We start from the raw sequence: 20350 nt of genomic DNA on the forward strand, positions 1-20350 counted from the left end.
CCTCCGGTCGAACGACGGGACTTTGCGGACACGACCTAGGCGGCCCCCGCCTTCCAGCGCTGCCCGCCACCCCCGCTCACCGACTCCAGCGACAGCCCGTCCCCGGCACCCCCCGCCGGGGTCACCGCCGTCCCGAAGGCGATGGCGGGACGGATCACGCCGTCGCCGTCCACCACGAACATCAGGTTCTGACCGTTGCGCCCCTCCACCGAGTCGCACGTCCAGACCCCGACGCCCCGGTCCGTCGAACCCCGGCTGTCCAGGCAGAAGTCGGGATCGGCGGACGACTGGAGCACACCGCGATCCGCGTCGACCCGCCAGCGCTGGGTGCCGGACGACGTGCAGGGAGCCGTGATCACATCGGTCCCGTTGAAGAAGGCCCCGCCCACGTCCAGACAGAGCCCCGAGGCGACGTTCACGACCTGGGCATACGTGCCGCTCGGCGGGTACGTGGGGGACGGCGGCGGTTTGGGGCGGGCCGTCTTCGTCGGCGTCGCACTCTTCGTGGGCGACGGCGACTTGGAGCTCCGCGACGGTGACGGTGACGGCGAGGGCGACGAGGTCGACGGCGTCGCCGACACGGTGGCCGTCACCGTGACCGCCACCGGCGGCACGCTCACCGGCGTGCCGACCGCACCCACCGGATCCTGCGACGACGACCCTCCCTGGGCCACCAGGAACGCCACCAGCGGCAGCAACGCCACCCCGAGCGCCGCCGACACCAGCACCACCCGGCGACGATCGGAAGGCCATCCGGGCCCCGGCCAACTCCTCTTCGCGGCAAGCCGGACGGCACCCCCGCGCCGCACGCCCCCGCGCCGCACTCCCTCGCGCTCTCCCGCAGCGCCGGCCGCATAAGCCGTCCCGCCCCACGGCAGCAGCCCCTCAGCCAGCGCCGCGCGCGGCGAGTCCCGCAGCGCCGACAGTTCCTCGTACGCCGTCGTGCAGTGCGGGCAGTGCGCCATGTGGGCGTGCAGATCGGCACTGTCGCGGGGACTGTCCGGCCGTACGGACTCCTCGATGAGGCGGCCGAAGTCGGAGCAGTCGGGGTCGTCGGAGGCGGTGAGACGGGCGCGCAGGCAGGACCGGGCCAGCTGCTGGAGCGCCGGGTCCGTGCCGTACGTGACGTCCTCGCGGGTGAGGCCGAGGAGACCGGCCGTGCGGTCCGCCGGCTCCTGCTCCACGAGGGCGTACCAGATGAGGCCCTGGGCACGGGACGGCAAGGTCTGGAACGCCGTCAGCATCGGCGGGACCGGGCCGGAGGGGCCGGCCGTGTTCAGCACGAGCAGCAGCCCCGCGTCGAGGCCCGCCGCCCGCTCGTCCACCGCCCAGGTCCCGGCCAGCCGGGCGGTCAGCATGAGCAGTTGGTGCCGCCAGGGCAGCCCGGGGTCGATGCCGCGCGCCGTCTGACGGGCCGCCAGGGCGAACGCCTGGGCAGCCAACTGCCGGGCCATGGAGTCGTTCGGGGTGCACAGGCGGGCGTAGGCCAGGACGGGCGCGTGATGGCGGGCGCGCAGCTCCTGGAGCGCCGGATACGCGGTGGCCGTGTCGGCGCGCAGCAGTTCGGTGAGCCGTGCGTCGGACGCGCCCGCGTGAATACCGGGGTCACTGCCCCCGCGGTCACGGTCCCCACCGTCGTCGGGCCGAGCCATCCGCCTGCCTCCTTGCAGCCGTGCGACCCGCTACGGAGTCCTGACCTACCGGCGGGTATGACGGCTCATAGTGGAGGAAGGGAAGCCCTGGGGAAAGGGTTTCCGTGGGTAACCCATGAGTCGCCCATGCACGGCGGGGCGGGACGCTTCCGGTCCCGGAACGCGCTGTGCCCGGTGTCCCGCCGACGGAATTCGGCAGGGCACCGGGCACAGCGCAGGTCAGCGTGGAGGAGACGCCACTCCTGGATCGGTCACTCCTCGACCGTCAGCCCCTTCCGGAGCCGGATCAACGTCCGCGACAGCAGCCGCGACACATGCATCTGCGAGATGCCGAGTTCGTCGCCGATCTCCGACTGGGTCAAGCCCGCGACGAATCTCAGGGACAGGATCTTCCGATCCCGGGGCGGCAGTTCGGCGATGAGCGGCTTCAAGGACTCGACGTACTCGATGCCTTCGATGCCGTGGTCCTCGTAGCCGATCCGGTCGGCCAGCGCGCCCTCGGCGTCGTCCTCCTCGGGCTGGGCGTCCAGCGACGAGGCGGTGTACGCGTTCGACGCCGCCATGCCCTCGACGACCTCGTCGTTGGTCAGACCGAGGCGCTCCGCCAGTTCGGCCACGGTGGGGGCGCGGTCGAGCTTCTGGGCCAGTTCGTCCCCGGCCTTGGCCAGGTCGAGCCGGAGCTCCTGAAGCCGACGCGGTACCCGCACCGACCACGACGTGTCGCGGAAGAAGCGCTTGATCTCACCGATGATGGTCGGCATCGCGAAGGTGGGGAACTCCACGCCGCGGCTGAGTTCGAAGCGGTCGATCGCCTTGATCAGGCCGATGGTGCCGACCTGGATGATGTCCTCCATCGGCTCGCTGCGCGAGCGGAAGCGGGAGGCGGCGAACTTGACCAGCGCGAGGTTGAGTTCGACGAGCGTGTTGCGGACGTACGAGTACTCGTGGGTCCCTTCCTCCAGCGACTCCAGCCGCTCGAAGAGGGTCTTGGACAGGGCCCGCGCGTCCACCGGCCCCACCTCGTCGTACGGGGGGATCTCCGGAAGCCCGGCGAGCGCGTCGTCCTGACCGAACTCCTGACCGAAGTCCTGTCCGGGGCGTACGTCATTGCTCAACTCGATGGGATCCAGCTGTTCCGGTCGGGATGCCGACGTCGCCCTCTGGGTATGCGATGCGTCGAGCCGGGGTGACATGATGTCCTCCATCGTTCTCGGCATGCGGCTGCCGAAGCCTGCGTGCACTGCGGTGTGCGGCGCCTCCAAAGCCGGCCGAGTCGGTTACGTGTCTCTACTAGCCCTACCCGCTTTCGGGAGCCCACCGCAAGTGCGCTCTGGTCCGAAATGTCCGATTCTGGGTGGATGTTCGGGTGTTGGGAGGCGTAGGGAAGGCGTAGTGTTCGGGAGCGTCAGTCAGCAGCCACGACGTCGGGAGTGAGAGACGGCATGGACCGCGGCACGGTCGGCAGCGCACAGTCTGGCCGACTTCTGGTCGAGGTACGGGAAGAGGGCGCCAGCGCCGTCGTGACCCCGGCGGGTGAGTTGGATCACCACACCGCCGATTTGTTGCGTGAGCCACTCGAGGATTGCCTCGAGAAGGGCTTCAGTCGGCTGGTCGTCGACTGCTCGCGGCTGGAGTTCTGTGACTCCACGGGTCTGAACGTGCTGCTCGGCGCGCGACTGAAGGCGGAGGCCGCCGGTGGCGGCGTGCATCTCGCGGGGATGCTGCCTGTGGTCGCACGCGTGTTCGAGATCACGGGTGCCGAGGCCGTCTTCACGGTCCACGACTCGCTCGACGCCGCCCTGGCCGACGAGGCCGACGGGGCGGGTTGACCCCTCGCGTCCGGCCCTGCATCGGACGTCACATCATTCATGCCGAATACAGGGGTGTTCCCTCGCCTCGGTCGGGCAGGAGACATCCTGAAACCCGTCGGCTGTGATGTCGGCCACCGGGGGTGGGGGACTGTGACCGACGTATCAGGCAAGGACCGTGTACTGGCGTACTGACTCTACGTACTGACTTGTGAATCGTGTGAACGTTGAACTGGTGAATCGGTGAGGTGAAGCGCTGATGAGCACCACCCGGCCTTTCTCGCCGGGCGACCGCGGCCCTGAGCCCAGCGGCGCTTCGGGGGCGTCCGAGAGCGGCCTGCCGGCCACGGGGGGCTCCGACGGGGGCGCTCCGGCGGCCGGAGGGTCCGGCAGGGGCGCCGTGCCGTCCCTGAGGCACGTGGAGTCCGTGGAGTCCGTGGAGTCCGTGGAGTCCGTGGAGTCCGCCGAGGTGTCGGCGGGGCGGCAGGTCCGCCGGCTGGTCCTGGAGGGCCAGAGCGGCGTCGTCCCGATGGCCCGTGACTTCGCCCGCCAGGCGCTGTACGCGTGGGGCTGGCTCCCCGCGGCCACCGCCGACCAGCGAGCCGCCGCCGAGGACGTGCTGCTCGTCGTGTCCGAGCTGGTCACCAACGCCTGCCTGCACGCCGACGGACCGGACGAGCTGTGGATCGCCTGCGACAACAAGGTGATCCGCGTCGAGGTCTCCGACAAGGGCACGGGCCAGCCGGCGCCGCGCACCCCGCACCGCGCGGGGCGTCCCGGCGGTCACGGCATGTTCATCGTGCAGCGGCTGTGTCTGGACTGGGGGGTCGTGCGGACGCCGGGTGTCGGGGGCAAGACGGTGTGGGCGGAGCTGGGAGCACCGGCGTAGGTCACCCGTTCGGCCTGCCGTGCGGGAAATTCGTTTCCGCACCGCCGCGGCGCCGCTCTACGCCCCGTGCAACGCGCTGACGGAGACGAGTAGCCCGGGTCCGCGAGCCGAGAGGGCCGCTGCTCGCTGTGAAAGCGGCCTCGCGCCCCGGGTGAATCCACTCCCGAGTGCGGGGAGGGAACGCGCCTCGGGCCTCGCCACCAGCCGGCTGCTCCCCGCGATCCTGGAGCAGCACCAGCGGGCCGACGGGACGGTGCTCGTGCCGGAGGTGCTGCGGCGCTGGGGCCTGCCCGAGCTGCTGCGCCCGGCCTGACCCCGTGTTACCCAGGGTCACCCTGAGGGGCCGGTTCTCCACCCGAACCCCCTGTGGCATGCGCCGGATCGTCACAACTCCGGCGTGCGCCGTCTCTTCCCTCCTCGAGGCGCCGGGCGTACCTTGACGGCCGATCTGATGTGCCGTCAGGAAATGAGGGGACCGTGTCGAAGCAGAAGCGAACCGCCGCGCTCGCGACGGCCGCGGCCCTGGCCGGCTCGGCGGTGCTGATGGCCGCCCCCGCGGCCCGGGCCGAAGTCGTCGACGTCAACTACGCCTGCAAGACGCCGATCGGCGACAAGAGCGCCGTCTCGCCCATCGACATCAAGGGCGTCAAGAGTGGCAGCGGCTACAAGATCACCATGTCGTGGCAGAAGGGCGTCTCGTCCAGCCCGGTCGAACTGGGCAAGGGCGCGATGAACCCGAGCGCCACCATCAAGCTGGGCGGCGCCGACAGCGGCACCCTGGCGGTCACAGGACCGGCCAACCAGGAGGCCATCCCCGCCAACACCCCCATCAAGATCAACGACTTGACGGGCACGTACACCCCGAAGAAGACCGGCAAGGTCACCTTCACGGCCGGCGTGCTCACCATCAAGGCGCTCGGCACGACGACCACGTGCACGCCCGGCAACAGCCCCGGACCGTCGCTCACCCTCGACGTGACGGCGGCGTCCGGCGGCGGCAGCACGGGCGGCTCCGGCCAGGGCGGCACCGACTCCGGCGCCGAACTCCCGCAGACCGGCCCCGAGGACTCGGCGATCGCCCTGGGCACCCTCGGCGGCACGGTGCTGCTCGCGGGCGCGGCGGGGGCGCTGTGGCTGACGCGGAGGGGTCAGGCGGTACGCCGCTGACCTCACGCCTGATCACCGCTGGAGCCGCCGATGTCGTCAGCCGTCCGTGTCCTGTGCCTGTCCCTGCTGCTCCTCGCGGTCGCTCCCGTGGCGACCGCCGCCGAGGCCTGGACCGTCGCGCCCTCGGGCGGCGGACGGCCGTCCTTCTACGCCGAGGGCGCACCCGGGACGGTCCAGCAGGACACGGTGTCCGTGACGAACCCGGGCGACGAACCGGTCACCGTACGGCTGCACGGCACCGGCGTCCCGATTGCCTTCGCCGACACCGCGGTACGTGTCCCGGCCCGCACCCGCGCCGAGGTTCCCTTCACCGTGACCGTCCCGCCGGGCACGGCCCCCGGCGACCGAGCCGGCGAGATCGTCGCCCGCGAGACCGACGGTCGCGCGCGGACCGTCCCGCTCCGCCTGCGCGTGACCGGCCCGGAGCTGTCCGCGCTGACGGTCGAACACGTCCGAGTGCACCCCGACGGCATCACATACGAGCTGGTCAACCGGGGTACGACCACCCTCGCCCCGAGCCTCGCGATCCGTGCCGACGGCGTCTTCGGCCGCCTCCTCGACCGCGCCCCACGCCCCCTCTCCGTCGACCTGCCCCCGGGCAGCCGTACGAAGCTCACCGAGCCGTGGCCCGACCGGCCCGCGCTCGACGCGGTCGACGTGCGCCTGACGGTGACGGCGGCGGGCGGGGCGAGCGACACGGCCCGGGTGTCGGCGCGGTTCGTGCCGTGGGGTGCGGTGGCCGGAGTCGGGGGGTTCGTGGTGGCGGCGGTGGGCGCCTTGTTCGTCGTACGGCAGCGAGGGCGACGTAGGCCCGACGGCGACGGCGAGCCGACTGAGACCGAACAGCACTACAAGCGAGTCGAGTTGACGGGAGCGGGGACGTGAACGCCAGGGTGCGGATCGCGGTGTTGCTGGCCGTGCTGGCGCTGCTGTCGCCGGTGGCGGCCGTGAACGTGTCGGCCGCGGACGGCCCGCCCACCGTCAAGCTGTCCAAGTCGCAGGCAGGGACGGGCGGTTCGGTCACCGTGACCGGCAGCGGCTGGCGGGCCCGCACCCTGCTGATGATCCTGATCTGCGGCCAGTCCGTGCCGTCGACCGGCGTGAGCGGCGGCACCAACTCCTGCGCCAACGCGGAGGGCAGGGCCGTCACGACCGACGCGGACGGACGCTTCAGCCGGAAACTCCCGGTGGCCGAGCCGCCCGTACCGTGCCCGTGCGTCGTGCACGTGGCGACGGTGACCGGGGCGAAGGCCGAGGCAGACGCGATCTTCCAGGTGGCCGGGCACGCGGTCGAGCCGCTGCCCGCGGAGCCGGCCGGCGGGCGCCTGTCGGTCCTCACCGACACCCGGCTGGACGGTTCGAGCGGCCTGCTCACCTGGTTCGGCGCACCACCGGCGCGGACGCTGGTGTTCACGGTCGGCAATGTCGGCACCTCACCCGTCAGGAACCCGGTCTTCCAGGTCGGCACCTCCCACGGCGTGTTCGCGCCGCAGTGGCAGGAACAGCAGTGGCGCGGCACGATCCAGCCGGGCCGGAAGGCGCGGATCGAGCTGCCGGTGGAACTCGCCGCCGGCGCGCACGGCGACTACACGGTCTCCCTGAAGTACGGCGGCAAGGTGATGGCCGAACAGCCCTGGGGCGTGGGCCGGCCCTGGGGCGTGACGCTGTTCTGGATCCTGGTCTGTCTGGTCGTACCGGCGGCGGTGTTCCGTGTCGGACTGGCGGTCGTGGACCGGGTACGGCCGCGGCAGACCACCCGCCGCCGCGGGTTCCGGCTGCCCGAACCGGCCCTGCGCATACCGGGGTTGAAGCCCCGCGAAGAGGCGAGGCACGCCCTGCCCTCTTCCTCCTCCTCGGCCCTGCCGTGGTTCACCCCGGACAGCGATCCGGGCACGGCCGGTCGGCTCTCCGCACCGCACGACGACAGTCCGACGAGTTCGACGGGCCCCACGACTCCGTCGACTCCGACCAGGAAGGGACCCCCGTGAGCAAGCGAAGGAGAGTCACACCGGCGCGCCCGAGAACCCGCCCGAGGACACGCCCGGGAAGAGGTGGCGCGGCGGGCGTCGCGCTGATGCTCGGCGGCGCGGGCATCCTGCTCGGCGTGTCCGCCGCGCCCGCCCAGGCCGCGGAGGTGGCGTACGCGACCGAGTGCATCCCGCCCGCCATCTCCGGGCTGCCGCCGGTCCAGGGCACCACGAAGGTGGAGATCACCGCCCCCGCCGAGGCGAAGGTCGGCGACGAGGTGGAGATCGTCTGGAAGTTCGTCCAGGCCGCGTCCAAGAACCCCGACATCCTCGACCTCCAGGCGAACACGGTCCAGCCGTCGGGCACGCTGAAGGCGGCCGGTGCGCAGACCGCGGACGTCGCCATGCAGGGGCCCCGGGAGAACCCGGCGATCCCCAAGGGCAGCGACATGAAGCTGTCCGACATGAAGGGTAAGCTGAAGCTGACGGCACCGGGTGAGGTGACCCTGACGCCGGGCGCGTACAACATCAACGTCAACAAGCCGATCTCCACGGACACCAAGTGCGCGCCGAAGGAGACGGTGCAGAAGGCCGCGACGATCAAGGTGACGGACGGGGGCGGGAGTTCGGGCGGTACGACGGGGGGCCTGCCGACGGTCGTCCCGACGCTGCCGACGAGCGTGCCGACCGGTCTGCCGACGGGGTCGTCGAGCCCTACGGACCCGGCGCCGAGTGAGAGCGAGACGGGCGGGGACAGCGGCGGTACCGGCACCGGGGGCGGCGACGGCGGCCAGACCGACTTCACGGGCAAGGAGGTCCAGGTCCCGTACAAGTGCAAGACGCCCATCGGTGACAAGGAGGCGACCTCGCCGGTCCAGATCAACGCCAGGAAGAACGGCGGGAGTTTCGATCTGACGGTGCAGTTCAAGAAGTCGGTGATGGACAGCCCCGCCGACATCCCCAAGGACTCGGTCAAGCCGTCGATGGAGGTCGCCCTGGGCGGTGCCGACAAGGGCACGGTCCATGTCGAGGGGCCGACCAACTCCGAGGCCATCAAGTCGGGCGACCCGATCGAGATCCCCGACCTCACGGGCACCTACAAGCCGGGCGCGAGCGGCGAGTCGACCCTCTCCCCGGGAGTCCTGACCATCGAGGCCCTCGGCACGACGACGACCTGCACACCCGCCAAGTCGGAGGTCTCCCTGACCCTGGACACCAGCGAGCAGGCGAGCGGCGCGTCCGGCGGCGGTTCCGCAGGCGGCTCGGCCGGCGGCTCGTCGACGGACGGCGGCCTGGCGGCGACCGGGGCGGAGGACCAGGGGTCCCTGAAGGCGCTGGGCCTGGTGGCGGGGACGGCGCTGCTGCTGGGCGGGGCGGTGTTCACGTTCATGCCCGGACGCAGGGCGCGCTAGCCCACCCGCCAACGCACCCACACCAACGCACCCACACCAACGCACCCGCAACGCACGGAGGCCGTCGCACCCACCGGGGTGCGACGGCCTCCGTCGGCTCGGGCAGCGCGCTAGCGGACGTTGCCCATGAGCTCCTTGACCTTCTTGCGGTACATCCACACCGCCACACCGGCGAGCACGGCGAGCGTGGCCTCCAGGGCGACGATGTTCGTCTTGTTCAGGTCGACCCCGGCGATGGAGAGCAGACCGGTCGTGGCGTCACCCGCGGTGACGGCCAGGAACCAGACGCCCATCATCTGCGAGGCGTACTTCGCGGGCGCCATCTTCGTCGTCACCGACAGGCCCACCGGGGAGAGCAGCAGCTCACCGACGGTCTGCGTGAAGTAGATCGCCACCAGCCACATCGCGGCCGCCTTGTGACCGCCCTCGGCGATCGTCAGCGGGGCCAGGAAGAGGAAGAAGGACGCGCCGACCAGCACCAGACCGGAGGCGAACTTCACGATCGTGCTCGGCTCCTTGCCGCGCCGGTTCAGCGCGAGCCAGAACCAGGCAAAGACCGGGGCCAGCGCCATGATCAGGACGGGGTTCACCGACTGGTACCAGGAGACCGGGAAGCCCCAGCCGAAGACGCTGTTCTCGGCGGAGGAGTCGGCGAAGAGCGACAGGGTCGAGCCGCCCTGGTCGTAGATCATCCAGAACACGGCCGCGGCGACGAAGAACCAGATGTACGCGGACATCTTCGACTGCTCGGGACGGTCCAGGTCCTTGTCGCGCTTGATGCGGACCAGAACCATGGCCGGGATGATCACGCCGAGCAGGGTCAGCGGGACCAGGATCCAGTTCAGCGTGTAGTTGCCGGAGAAGCCGACGATCGCGTAGAAGACGACCGCGATACCGGCCCAGATCCCCGCCTTGCGCAGCGTGGACGCCTTCTCCTCCGCCGACAGCGGCGTCGGGACGACGCTGGAGCGCTCGGCCAGGTGGCGGGAGCCGAGCAGGAACTGGGCGAGACCCAGCGCCATGCCGAGTGCGGCAAGCGCGAAGCCCAGGTGCCAGTTGACGCTCTCACCGATGGTGCCGATGATCAGCGGGGCCGCGAAGGCACCGAGGTTGATGCCCATGTAGAAGACGGTGAAGCCACCGTCGCGGCGCGGGTCGTCCGGTCCGTCGTAGAGGTGGCCGACCATCGTCGAGATGTTGGCCTTCAGCAGACCCGAGCCGATCGCGACCAGGCCGAGACCGGCGTAGAAGGTGCCGGAGGAGGGCAGGGCCAGCGTGAGGTGGCCCAGCATGATGATTCCGCCGGCGATGGCGACCGTCTTGCGCGGACCCCAGACGCGGTCGCCGAACCAGCCGCCCGGCATGGCGAGCAGGTACACCAGCGACACGTACACGGAGTAGATCGCGGTCGCCGTGGCCGCGTCGAGGTGCAGGCCGCCCGGAGCGACCAGGTACAGCGGGAGCAGAGCCCTCATGCCGTAGTAGGAGAAGCGCTCCCACATCTCGGTCATGAAGAGGGTGGCCAGTCCGCGGGGGTGGCCGAAGAAGGTCTTCTCGGAGCCGGGGGTGCCCGGGCGGGCCGAGTCCTTCGTCAGGCTGGACGCCATGGTCGATCCTTGCTGGTCGGGACGCGCAGCGACGTAGATACGAATCACGCGCCCGGTGGGGGGCGGCCGGCACCGGCGGGACGGCCGCCGGGCCCCACGCCCGGGGGGAGTCCCGCTCCGGATCGCGAAGCGGAGGGCGGCGACCGCCGGGATCCACGCCCCCGCCTTCGGGGGCCCGGCCCACAGGTCATTCCTTTTTCGGTGCGCACATAAAAGAGACCCTCAGCGTCAAATGCGCCGAAGGTCCCCGCAGTGCTACAGGCGTGGAGTCACCATACGTCAGGACACTGCCTGAAATGGAAGGACTTGAGACACGGATCACAGGTGTCGAGGGAACCGCAGGCACCCTTTCCAAGGTCCTTCCCAGGATCGCACTTCGCAGACATGGTCTGTACCACTGCGGCCGAAGGTAAGAGATTCACCCGAGCCGGGTAAGAACCAAGGCGTCCGATCACACCCCGGCTCTTGTCATGGGCGGACTACCATCAGCTCATGACCCGTGTACTGCTCGCCGAGGACGACGCGTCCATTTCGGAGCCGCTGGCCCGCGCACTGCGCCGGGAAGGGTACGAGGTCGAGGTGCGGGAGGACGGCCCCACCGCGCTCGACGCGGGAATGCAGGGCGGGATCGACCTGGTCGTGCTGGACCTCGGCCTGCCCGGCATGGACGGCCTGGAGGTGGCCCGGCGACTGCGTGCCGAAGGCCACACCGTGCCGGTTCTCATCCTGACCGCCCGTGCCGACGAGGTGGACACCGTCGTGGGCCTGGACGCGGGCGCCGACGACTACGTCACCAAGCCGTTCCGGCTCGCCGAACTCCTCGCGCGGGTCCGGGCCCTGCTCCGCCGCGGCGCCGCCGAGCCCCAGCAGCCGCCCGCCACACACGGCGTGCGCATCGACGTCGAGTCGCACCGCGCGTGGATGGGCGACGAGGAACTCCAGCTCACCGCCAAGGAGTTCGACCTGCTGCGGGTGCTGGTGCGCGACGCGGGACGGGTCGTCACCCGGGACCAGCTGATGCGGGAGGTCTGGGACACGACCTGGTGGTCGTCGACCAAGACGCTCGACATGCACATCTCCTGGCTGCGCAAGAAGCTCGGCGACGACGCGGCGAACCCCCGCTACATCGCGACCGTGCGGGGCGTCGGCTTCCGTTTCGAGAAGAGCTGAGCCCGCTGCCCCACCGGCACGGCACACAGGTAAGTAAGAGGACATGCGCCGCCGACTGATCCAGTCCACCCTCGCCGTGGTACTCGTGGTGATCGCCGTCTTCGGCGTCTCACTCGTCATCGTCGAGACCCGGACGATCACCAGCACCGCCCAGGAGCGGGTGGACACCGAGGCGGTGCGGCTGGTCAGCATCGTGGACAGCCGGCTGCTCGGCGACGAGACCGTGAACGCCGCGGTGCTGCGGGACCAGATCCAGGGGGACCGGTACGCCGAGATCCGCATCCCGGGCAAGCCCCTGATCGAGGTGGGCGAGCGGCCGACCGGTGACGTCATCAGCGCCAGTGAGACGGGCGAGGAGGGCGAGACGGTCACCGTGCAGGAGCCGCGCTCGTCGGTGACGCGCGAGGTCGGCCGTACGTTGCTGATCATCGGGGCGGTCGCCCTGCTGGCGGTGATCGCGGCGGTCCTGCTGGCGGTGCGCCAGGCGAACCGGCTGGCCTCACCGCTCACCGACCTCGCGGAGACGGCGGAACGTCTCGGCTCGGGCGACCCGCGGCCCCGGCACAAGCGGTACGGCGTCCATGAGCTGGACCGCGTGGCGGACGTCCTCGACTCCTCCGCCGAACGCATCGGGCGCATGCTGACCGCGGAACGCCGCCTCGCCGCGGACGCCTCCCACCAGCTCCGCACGCCGCTCACGGCACTGTCCATGCGCCTGGAGGAGATCACCCTCACCGACGATCCCGACACGGTGAAGGAAGAGGCCACGATCGCGCTGACGCAGGTGGAGCGCCTCACGGACGTGGTCGAACGCCTCCTGACCAACTCCCGCGACCCCCGCACCGGCTCGGCTGTCACGTTCGACCTCGACGAGGTCATCCAGCAGCAGCTGGCGGAGTGGCGCCCCGCCTACCGCAGCGCGGGCCGGGCGATCGTCAGCTCGGGCAAGCGGCACCTGGAGGCCGTCGGCACGCCGGGCGCGGTGGCGCAGGTCCTGGCGGCCCTGATCGAGAACTCCCTCATGCACGGCGGCGGCACGGTCGCGCTGCGCACCCGGGTCACCGGCAACCAGGCCGTCATCGAGGTCACGGACGAGGGCCCCGGCGTCCCGGCGGACCTCGGCGCCCGCATCTTCGAGCGCGCCATCAGCGGCCGCAACTCCACCGGCATCGGCCTCGCGGTGGCCCGAGACCTGGCCGAGGCGGACGGCGGCCGCCTGGAAATGCTCCAGACCAAGCCCCCGGTACTGGCCCTGTTCCTCTCCCGCACACCCCCGCCGAAGAAGCAGGGCCAGGAATCGGGGCCGACGGTCAGATGACTGTCAGCCGCCCGCAGGAAAGGCAGCTGACGCGTCGGCGTCAGCCCACCCGCACCCGCGGCTTCTCCGGCTTCTCCGGCTTGTGCGCACCCCGCCGAGGCGTCTCCAGGAACGATTCCGCTCCGGCCTCCGCCTCCTCCGAGGGAAGCGCACGGAACACCCACGTCCGGTAGGACCAGAACCGGAACAGCGTCGCGATGCCGATGCCGAGGAACTTGAAGATGTTGCTCTGCAGCGGGCTGTCCCAGCCGAAGCCGTATGTCGCCGTGTACAGGAAGCCGTTCTCGATCACCAGGCCGACCACGCTGAACAGCAGGAACAGACCCAGTTCCTTCGTGCGGCGGCTCTTGTCGCGATCCCGGTAGGTGAAGTACCGGAAGCCGATGTAGTTGAAGATGATCGCGACCACCGTCGCGATGACGCTCGCGCGCACCACCTGCAGGTCGGTCACATGCCGTACCAGGTTGAACACGAGCAGGTTGACAAGGAGTCCCGCTCCACCCACCGCACCGAACTTGGCGACCTCACGAACCAGCCGGTCGATGCGTTGCCGCACGGCACTGCGGGGTGCCGGAGACGCCGTATGAAGCCCCGAGGAACCACGTCCCATGGTCGTAAAGGCTCCTGTCGGTCGGTTTGTCGGTTGGTTTCGTCAACCCAGCCATGCTAACCACCCCCCTCGACGATTGCCTGTGCGCAGGCCCATAGGTCGGGAAGAGGCCCGGAAAACCCGGGTAAGAAGACCGGCGAGGGGCGGCGACAGGGGACGGAAACCGGCCGCCGCGAAGTGGCCGATACCCTAGGGGCGTGACGTTCCCGGTAGTCGGCATGGTCGGCGGGGGTCAGCTCGCTCGTATGACACACGAGTCGGGCATCCCGTTGGGCATCAGGTTCAAGCTCCTCAGTGACACCCCTCAGGATTCCGCGGCGCAGGTCGTCAGTGATGTCGTCATCGGCGACTATCGCGACCTCGACACGCTGCGCGACTTCGCGAGGGGCTGCGATGTGATCACTTTCGATCACGAACACGTACCCACCGAGCACCTCAGAGCTCTTGAGGCGGACGGCATTCCCGTCCGCCCGGGCCCTGACGCGCTCGTGCACGCCCAGGACAAGGGCGTGATGCGGGCGAGGCTCGACGCGATCGGTGTGCCGTGCCCGCGGCACCGCATCGTGACCGATCCACAGGACGTGGTCGCCTTCGCGGCCGAGGGCGACGGCTTCCCGGTCGTCCTCAAGACCGTCCGCGGCGGCTACGACGGCAAGGGTGTCTGGGTCGTCGAATCGGCCGAGGAGGCCGCGGACCCCTTCCGCGCCGGCGTCCAGGTCCTCGCCGAGGAGAAGGTCGACTACGTCCGCGAGCTCGCGGCGAACGTCGTCCGCTCCCCGCACGGCCAGGCGGTCGCCTACCCCGTGGTCGAGTCCCAGCAGGTGGGCGGCGTCTGCGACACGGTCATCGCGCCCGCCCCCGACCTCGACGAGGTCCTCGCGCTCAAGGCCGAGGAGCTCGCCCTGACGATCGCCAAGGAACTGGACGTCGTCGGCCACCTCGCCGTGGAGCTGTTCCAGACCCGCGACGGCCGCATCCTCGTCAACGAGCTGGCGATGCGCCCGCACAACTCGGGCCACTGGACCCAGGACGGCGCCATCACGTCCCAGTTCGCCAACCACGTCCGGGCCGTCCTGGACCTCCCCCTCGGCGACCCGCGCCCGCGCGCCAGGTGGACGGTCATGGTCAACGTCCTCGGCGGCGACTACCCCGACATGTACTCCGCGTACCTGCACTGCATGGCCCGCGACCCCCAGCTCAAGATCCACATGTACGGCAAGGACGTGAAGCCCGGCCGCAAGGTCGGTCACGTCAACACCTACGGCGACGACCTCGACGACGTGCTGGAGCGCGCCCGTCACGCTGCCGGCTACCTGAGAGGGACCATCACCGAATGAGCCCCGTTGTAGGCATCGTCATGGGGTCGGACTCCGACTGGCCCGTCATGGAGGCCGCCGCCCAGGCCCTCGACGAGTTCGAGATCGAGTACGAGGTCGACGTCGTCTCCGCGCACCGGATGCCGCGCGAGATGGTCACGTACGGCGAGCAGGCGGCCGAGCGCGGCCTGAAGGCGATCATCGCCGGCGCCGGCGGTGCCGCCCACCTGCCCGGCATGCTCGCCTCGGTCACGCCGCTGCCCGTCATCGGTGTTCCGGTCCCGCTGAAGTACCTGGACGGCATGGACTCCCTGCTCTCCATCGTGCAGATGCCGGCCGGCGTCCCCGTGGCCACCGTCTCCGTCGCCGGCGCACGCAACGCCGGTCTGCTCGCCGCCCGCATCCTCGCCGTGCACGACGAGGACCTGCTCCAGCGGATGCGGGAGTTCCAGCAGGAGCTGAACGACCAGGCCACCGAGAAGGGCAAGCGCCTGCGCGCCAAGGTAGAGGGCGCAAGCGGCTTCGGCTTCGGGAAGTGACGCCGATGACCTCCCTGGAGGCAGCCCGGGAACTCCTGCGCGAGTTCCCGGTCGTGGACGGCCACAACGACCTGCCGTGGGCCCTGCGCGAACAGGTCCGCTACGACCTCGACGCCCGCGACATAGCCGGTGACCAGGGCGCCCACCTGCACACCGACATCCCCCGCCTGCGCGAGGGCGGCGTCGGCGCGCAGTACTGGTCGGTGTACGTGCGCTCCGACTACGCCGGTGACAAGGCGGTCAGCGCCACCCTCGAACAGATCGACTGCGTACGGCAGTTGCTGGCCCGCCACCCCGCCGACCTGCGCCCGGCGCTGACGGCGGCGGACATGGAGGCGGCCCGCGCCGAGGGCCGTATCGCCTCCCTGATGGGTGCGGAGGGCGGCCACTCCATCGCCGACTCCCTCGCCACGCTGCGGGCGTTGTACACGCTCGGCGTCCGCTACATGACGCTCACCCACAACGACAACATCGCGTGGGCCGACTCGGCGACGGACGAGCCCGGGGTGGGCGGTCTGTCGGCCTTCGGCCGCGAGGTCGTGCGGGAGATGAACCGCGAGGGCATGCTGGTCGACCTCTCGCACGTCGCGGCGACGACGATGCGCGACGCGCTCGACACCTCCATCGCCCCGGTGATCTTCTCCCACTCCTCCTCCCGCGCGGTCTGCGACCACCCGCGCAACATCCCCGACGACGTCCTGGAGCGCCTGCCCGGCAACGGCGGCGTCGCGATGGTGACGTTCGTGCCGAAGTTCGTGCTCCAGGCGGCCGTCGACTGGACGCTCGCGGCCGACGAGAACATGCGCGCCCACGGCTTCCACCACCTCGACACGACCGCCGAGGCGATGAAGGTGCACCGCGCCTTCGAGGAGACCAACCCGCGCCCGATCGCGACGGTGTCGACGGTCGCCGACCATCTGGACCACATGCGCGAGGTCGCCGGCATCGACCACCTCGGCATCGGCGGCGACTACGACGGCACCGCCTTCACCCCGGACGGACTCAGCGACGTCTCGGGCTACCCGAACCTGATCGCCGAGCTGCTGGACCGCGGCTGGTCGAAGCCCGACCTGGCCAAGCTGACCTGGCGCAACGCGGTGCGGGTGCTGGGCGCTGCGGAGGACGTGGCCCGCGACCTTCAGACGACGCGGGGTCCGTCCAACGCGACCATCGAGGCACTGGACGGCTGATCGTCGAGGGCGGGGTAGTCGGTGTAGCCGGTCGCCCCGCCCGTGTACATCAGGTACCTGTCCCGCACCGGGTTGAGCGGCGCCCCGAGCGCGAGCCGCCGCACCAGGTCGGGGTTGGCCAGGAACGGGCGGCCCAGGGCGATCAGATCGGCACCTGCGGCGAGGAGCCGGGCGGACTCGGCGCCGATCGCCTCGGCGGACAGCTCCGGGAGCACCGGGTTGGCGATCAGGGTTCCCGGCCAGGCGGCCCGGATCCGGCCGAACAGCGGGTCCGCCGGGTCGGCGTACACGAGGTGCAGATAGGCCGGTCCGAGCCCGCCGAGCGCCTCGACGAGCGCCGGGTGGAGCGTGTCGCTGTCGGTCTCGTCGATGCCGTTGACGGTGTTCCGGGGAGAGATCCGCACCCCCACCCGCTCCGGCCCGATCGCGGCGGCCACCGCCTCGACCACCTCCCGCACGAACCGGATCCGCCCCGCCACCGAGCCGCCGTACTCGTCCGTGCGGCGGTTGGTGTTGCCGGCCAGGAACTGGTGCAGCAGATGACCGTTGGCCGAGTGCACCTCGACGCCCTCGAAACCGGCGGCCACGGCATTGCGGGCGGCCGTCGCGAAGTCGGCGACGGTGGCGCGGATGTCTTCGACGGTCATCTCCCGCGGGACGACGGCGGGGCGGTGCCCGTCCGGCGTGAAGATCGTCTCCGGGAGCGGCACGGGCGAGGGCGAGACGGGGGTCAGTCCGCTGGTGGCCGGGTGCCCGACCCGGCCGCCGTGCTGGAGCTGAAGGAACATCGGCCCGCCGCCCGCGGCCCGCACGGCGTCCGTGACGCGCCGCCACCCCGCCACGTGCGACGGCGTGTGGATCGCGGTGATGTTCGGATACGTCTGCCCGACCGCGTTCGGCGTCGAGGCCTCGGCGACGATCAGCCCGGCCGTCGCGCGCTGCGCGTAGTAGGCGGCCATGAGCGGCGTCGCGGTGCCGTCCGCAGCCGCGCGGTTCCTGGTCAGCGGCGCCATGACCAGGTGGTTCGGCAGGCGCAGGCGGCCCAGACGGGCCGGTGCGAGGAGGGTGCGTACGGCTGCCTTCGTGTCCGTCGTGTCCGTGGTGTGCGTCATGGCCGTACCGTAGAAGTTGACATCAGTGTCAGATTCAAGTCCGGACGGACCAGGGGAGGCAGGGGCGGCATGCGAATCGGTGAGCTGGCCCGGCTTACGGGAGTGAGTGAGCGGTCGCTGCGCTACTACGAGGCCCAGGGGCTGCTGCGCGCCGAGCGCACCCCCGGCGGGCACCGCGACTATCCCGAGGCGGCCGTCGACCGGGTCGTCCGGATCCAGGAGCTGTTCGCCGCCGGACTGCACAGCAGCAGGATCGCGCAACTGCTGCCCTGTATGCGGGACACCGACGGCGGCCCCTCCGCGATCGCCACGCCCCGGCTGGTCGAGGACCTCACCGCCGAGCGCCACCGCATCGACCGCATGATCGCCGACCTGGTCCGATCCCGCGACACCCTGGACGAGGTGATCGAGGCGGCGCGGGAGAGCTGACGCGCGCGTGTTCCCCCGCGCCCGCCGTTCCATGCCCGTCGGCACGCGGTACCCCCGAACGCCCCGCCCACCAGGAAGCCCCTCCGGGTCCGTGGGACGGTGAACCGTACTGCTGATCATCACGCCGATCACGTACGGAGACCGCCATGGCAGACCTCAAGTACGAAGCGGACACCAGCCCCGAGGTCGGCGAACTCGACGAGCTGCCCGACCCGCTGCCCGGGGCGCCGTCCGACTCCGTCACCGGCCCGGGTGAGGGCACCGACGCGGACCTCCTCGAACGTGCCCACGCCCTCCTCGCCGCCCATCCCGTCGCCGACGGCTACAGCGGACTGCCGTGGGCGCTGCGCCGCCTGCCCTGGTTCGACCTGGAGCTCGGCGAGAGCGCCGTCGACACGGACGTACCGCGGATGCGCGAGGGTCACGTCGGCGCGCTGTTCTGGGCGCTGCACCTGCCGGACGGGCTGGACGGCGACCGGGCCGTCGGTGCCACGCTGGACCAGCTGGACCTGGTGAAGACCGTCGTACGGGCCCACCCGGAGGGCCTGCGCCTGGCCGACAACCCCGGCCCGGTCACCGACGTCCGCCACTGCGGCCGTATCGCCGTCCTGCCTGGCCCGGCAGGGGCGGCCGCCCTCGGGGACTCGCTCGGGATCCTGCGCTCCCTGCACGGGCTGGGGCTGCGCGCCCTGACGCTGTCCGGCGTGGCCTGGGCGAGCGAGGCAGGACTGACCCGGTTCGGTGAGGAGGTCCTGCGCGAGATGAACCGCCTCGGCGTGCTGGCCGACCTCTCCGGCGCCTCCCCGGACACCGTGCGCCGGGCGTGCGCGGTGTCCAAGGCCCCGGTCCTGTGCGCCCGCTCCGCCGCCCGCGCCCTGCGTCCCCACCCGGCCAACCTCCCCGACGACCTGCTCGCCGAGCTGGGTGCCGTGGGCGGCCTGTGCATGGTGCCGCTCACCGCCGAGCAGACGGGTCCGTCCGTCCGGGACGTCGCCGACCACCTCGACCACGTCCGTGAGGTCGCCGGCGCGCAGTCCGTCGGCCTGTCCGGCACCTACGACGCCGGCACCGCCCACCCGCAGGACCTCACCGACGCCTCCTGCTACCCGCACCTCGTCGCCGAGCTGCTGCGCAGGGGCTGGTCCGAGACCGACATCGCGCTGCTGACCTGGGGCAATGTCCAGCGCGTCCTGCGCGAGGCCGACTTCACGGCCCGGGAGGCACAGCGGCGCCGGGCGCCGTCGACGATGAAGATCTCCGAGCTGGACGGGTAGCGGGGGAGAGGGCGGGGCAGGAGGGGAGCAGGACTCAGGGTTCCTCGATCCGGCAGAGGCAGAACGGATGCCCCGCCGGATCGGCGTACACCCGGAAGTCCTCCTTGTCCTCCGCGTGCAGCAACCGCGCGCCGAGCGCCAGCACCTTCTCCTGGGCCGCCTCGACCTCCGCCCAGGTGGACCCCGCGTCGAAGTCCAGGTGGAACTGCTGGGAGTTGCGGTCGGCCCGCGGCCACTCCGGCGCGGTGTACCCGGGTGCCGGCTGGAAGGCGAGCCGGGGGCCGCCGGGGAGCTGGAGCACGACCCATTCGGGATCGTCGTCGTCGACCGTGCCGCCGCCGACGCCGGCGTAGAAGCGGGCGAGGGCGCGTGGGTCGGGGCAGTCGATGACGACGGAACGCAGACGGGTCACGCGGGCCATGGGTTCCTCCCGGGGGTCACGGGCTGCTCGGCACTCAGCAGGCGCACAGGCAGAACGGGTGCCCCGCCGGATCGGCGTAAACACGGAAGGTCCGCGAGCGGTCCTCGGTCTCCAGCGGCTTCGCGCCCAGGGCCAGCACCTCCTTCTCGGCGGCGTCCAGGTCCTCGACGGTCAGGTCCAGATGGAACTGCTGCGAGTGCTCGGGCGACGGCCACCGCGGCGGTACGTAACCGGGGGCGGCCTGGAACGACAGCGTCGGAGCGCCGGGCACCTTCACGTCCACCCAGTCCTCCTGCTCCTCGACGCTGCCGCCGAGCACGCGCGCGTAGAAGTCGGCGAGGGCGCGGGGGTCGGGACAGTCCAGGACGACGGCGCCCACTTCTGCGATGGCCATGGCTTCCTCCTCGAAGCGGTGGTTACCTGTGTCTGGCATCAACGGGTAACGCGGTTACCGCATACTCCCGCATTG

Annotated in this window: 21 protein-coding genes; 14 read left to right on the plus strand and 7 right to left on the minus strand. The window is 71.1% G+C overall.

The window, feature by feature from the left end; translation table 11 throughout:
* Nucleotides 1–35 precede the first annotated feature (35 nt).
* Together OHT51_RS25210 and OHT51_RS25215 are read right to left on the minus strand one after the other, a co-directional pair.
* On the minus strand, nucleotides 36–1652 hold the full coding sequence (locus tag OHT51_RS25210; RefSeq protein WP_328881196.1) for an RICIN domain-containing protein: 1617 nt from the start codon (nucleotides 1650–1652) through the stop codon (nucleotides 36–38).
* A 251-nt stretch (nucleotides 1653–1903) separates the two neighbouring features.
* Complete coding sequence (locus OHT51_RS25215; RefSeq protein ID WP_328884424.1) at nucleotides 1904–2857, minus strand: RNA polymerase sigma factor SigF; 954 nt, start codon at nucleotides 2855–2857, stop codon at nucleotides 1904–1906.
* A gap of 237 nt (nucleotides 2858–3094) precedes the next feature.
* Here OHT51_RS25215 and OHT51_RS25220 point away from each other — a divergent pair, with 237 nt between their 5' ends.
* The 7 genes from OHT51_RS25220 (at nucleotide 3095) to OHT51_RS25250 (ending at nucleotide 8895) form a co-directional block, all read left to right on the plus strand.
* The gene (locus OHT51_RS25220) at nucleotides 3095–3481 is read left to right on the plus strand and encodes an STAS domain-containing protein (protein WP_328881197.1); all 387 of its coding nucleotides are present in this window, start codon (nucleotides 3095–3097) and stop codon (nucleotides 3479–3481) included.
* 238 nt (nucleotides 3482–3719) lie between these two features.
* Nucleotides 3720–4349, plus strand: coding sequence for an ATP-binding protein (locus tag OHT51_RS25225; RefSeq protein ID WP_328881198.1), 630 nt, complete (start codon nucleotides 3720–3722; stop codon nucleotides 4347–4349).
* Nucleotides 4350–4500: 151 nt separating this feature from the next.
* A complete protein-coding gene (locus OHT51_RS25230; RefSeq protein WP_328884627.1) occupies nucleotides 4501–4662 on the plus strand; it encodes a hypothetical protein in 162 nt (53 codons plus the stop codon).
* A gap of 164 nt (nucleotides 4663–4826) precedes the next feature.
* Nucleotides 4827–5516: an LPXTG cell wall anchor domain-containing protein gene (locus tag OHT51_RS25235; protein ID WP_328881199.1), complete on the plus strand. Its 690-nt coding sequence runs from the start codon at nucleotides 4827–4829 to the stop codon at nucleotides 5514–5516.
* A 30-nt stretch (nucleotides 5517–5546) separates the two neighbouring features.
* The gene (locus OHT51_RS25240) at nucleotides 5547–6401 is read left to right on the plus strand and encodes a COG1470 family protein (RefSeq protein WP_328881200.1); all 855 of its coding nucleotides are present in this window, start codon (nucleotides 5547–5549) and stop codon (nucleotides 6399–6401) included.
* Nucleotides 6398–7504, plus strand: coding sequence for a hypothetical protein (locus tag OHT51_RS25245; RefSeq protein ID WP_328881201.1), 1107 nt, complete (start codon nucleotides 6398–6400; stop codon nucleotides 7502–7504). The genes OHT51_RS25240 and OHT51_RS25245 overlap by 4 nt, the downstream gene beginning before the upstream one ends.
* Nucleotides 7505–7590: 86 nt before the next feature.
* Nucleotides 7591–8895 (plus strand): hypothetical protein, encoded by a 1305-nt coding sequence (locus OHT51_RS25250; protein ID WP_328881202.1) that lies wholly within the window; start codon nucleotides 7591–7593, stop codon nucleotides 8893–8895.
* A 110-nt stretch (nucleotides 8896–9005) separates the two neighbouring features.
* Here the strand turns inward: OHT51_RS25250 and OHT51_RS25255 are convergent, their stop codons facing one another.
* Nucleotides 9006–10502: an oligopeptide:H+ symporter gene (locus OHT51_RS25255; protein WP_328881203.1), complete on the minus strand. Its 1497-nt coding sequence runs from the start codon at nucleotides 10500–10502 to the stop codon at nucleotides 9006–9008.
* A 492-nt stretch (nucleotides 10503–10994) separates the two neighbouring features.
* Here OHT51_RS25255 and OHT51_RS25260 point away from each other — a divergent pair, with 492 nt between their 5' ends.
* Together OHT51_RS25260 and OHT51_RS25265 are read left to right on the plus strand one after the other, a co-directional pair.
* A complete protein-coding gene (locus OHT51_RS25260) occupies nucleotides 10995–11672 on the plus strand; it encodes a response regulator transcription factor (protein WP_107905766.1) in 678 nt (225 codons plus the stop codon).
* 43 nt (nucleotides 11673–11715) lie between these two features.
* On the plus strand, nucleotides 11716–12990 hold the full coding sequence (locus tag OHT51_RS25265; RefSeq protein WP_328881204.1) for an ATP-binding protein: 1275 nt from the start codon (nucleotides 11716–11718) through the stop codon (nucleotides 12988–12990).
* Nucleotides 12991–13030: 40 nt separating this feature from the next.
* Here the strand turns inward: OHT51_RS25265 and OHT51_RS25270 are convergent, their stop codons facing one another.
* Complete coding sequence (locus tag OHT51_RS25270; protein ID WP_328881205.1) at nucleotides 13031–13600, minus strand: GtrA family protein; 570 nt, start codon at nucleotides 13598–13600, stop codon at nucleotides 13031–13033.
* Between the two features lie 197 nt (nucleotides 13601–13797).
* On the opposite strand from OHT51_RS25270, the gene OHT51_RS25275 reads away from it, so the two are divergent.
* From OHT51_RS25275 to OHT51_RS25285, 3 genes are read left to right on the plus strand one after another with little or no spacing between them, the layout of a single operon-like run.
* Nucleotides 13798–14937: a 5-(carboxyamino)imidazole ribonucleotide synthase gene (locus OHT51_RS25275; protein WP_328881206.1), complete on the plus strand. Its 1140-nt coding sequence runs from the start codon at nucleotides 13798–13800 to the stop codon at nucleotides 14935–14937.
* Nucleotides 14934–15455, plus strand: a complete 522-nt coding sequence (purE, locus tag OHT51_RS25280; RefSeq protein WP_328881207.1) for a 5-(carboxyamino)imidazole ribonucleotide mutase — start codon at nucleotides 14934–14936, stop codon at nucleotides 15453–15455. Before OHT51_RS25275 ends, purE begins: the two co-directional genes overlap by 4 nt.
* 5 nt (nucleotides 15456–15460) lie before the next feature.
* Nucleotides 15461–16645: a dipeptidase gene (locus tag OHT51_RS25285; protein ID WP_328881208.1), complete on the plus strand. Its 1185-nt coding sequence runs from the start codon at nucleotides 15461–15463 to the stop codon at nucleotides 16643–16645.
* Here OHT51_RS25285 and OHT51_RS25290 read toward each other — a convergent pair.
* Complete coding sequence (locus tag OHT51_RS25290; protein ID WP_328881209.1) at nucleotides 16594–17757, minus strand: alkene reductase; 1164 nt, start codon at nucleotides 17755–17757, stop codon at nucleotides 16594–16596. The two genes, OHT51_RS25285 and OHT51_RS25290, sit on opposite strands and share 52 nt — an antisense overlap.
* Nucleotides 17758–17826: 69 nt before the next feature.
* Here OHT51_RS25290 and OHT51_RS25295 point away from each other — a divergent pair, with 69 nt between their 5' ends.
* Both OHT51_RS25295 and OHT51_RS25300 read left to right on the plus strand, forming a co-directional pair.
* The gene (locus tag OHT51_RS25295; RefSeq protein WP_328881210.1) at nucleotides 17827–18186 is read left to right on the plus strand and encodes a MerR family transcriptional regulator; all 360 of its coding nucleotides are present in this window, start codon (nucleotides 17827–17829) and stop codon (nucleotides 18184–18186) included.
* A 146-nt stretch (nucleotides 18187–18332) separates the two neighbouring features.
* A complete protein-coding gene (locus OHT51_RS25300; protein WP_328881211.1) occupies nucleotides 18333–19460 on the plus strand; it encodes a dipeptidase in 1128 nt (375 codons plus the stop codon).
* A gap of 34 nt (nucleotides 19461–19494) precedes the next feature.
* Here the strand turns inward: OHT51_RS25300 and OHT51_RS25305 are convergent, their stop codons facing one another.
* Nucleotides 19495–19881 (minus strand): VOC family protein, encoded by a 387-nt coding sequence (locus OHT51_RS25305; protein WP_328881212.1) that lies wholly within the window; start codon nucleotides 19879–19881, stop codon nucleotides 19495–19497.
* Nucleotides 19882–19915: 34 nt separating this feature from the next.
* Nucleotides 19916–20275 (minus strand): VOC family protein, encoded by a 360-nt coding sequence (locus OHT51_RS25310; protein ID WP_328427214.1) that lies wholly within the window; start codon nucleotides 20273–20275, stop codon nucleotides 19916–19918.
* Nucleotides 20276–20350: the final 75 nt, after the last annotated feature.

The sequence above is a fragment of the Streptomyces sp. NBC_00299 genome (assembly GCF_036173045.1).
GTDB classification, from domain to species: Bacteria; Actinomycetota; Actinomycetes; order Streptomycetales; family Streptomycetaceae; genus Streptomyces; species Streptomyces machairae.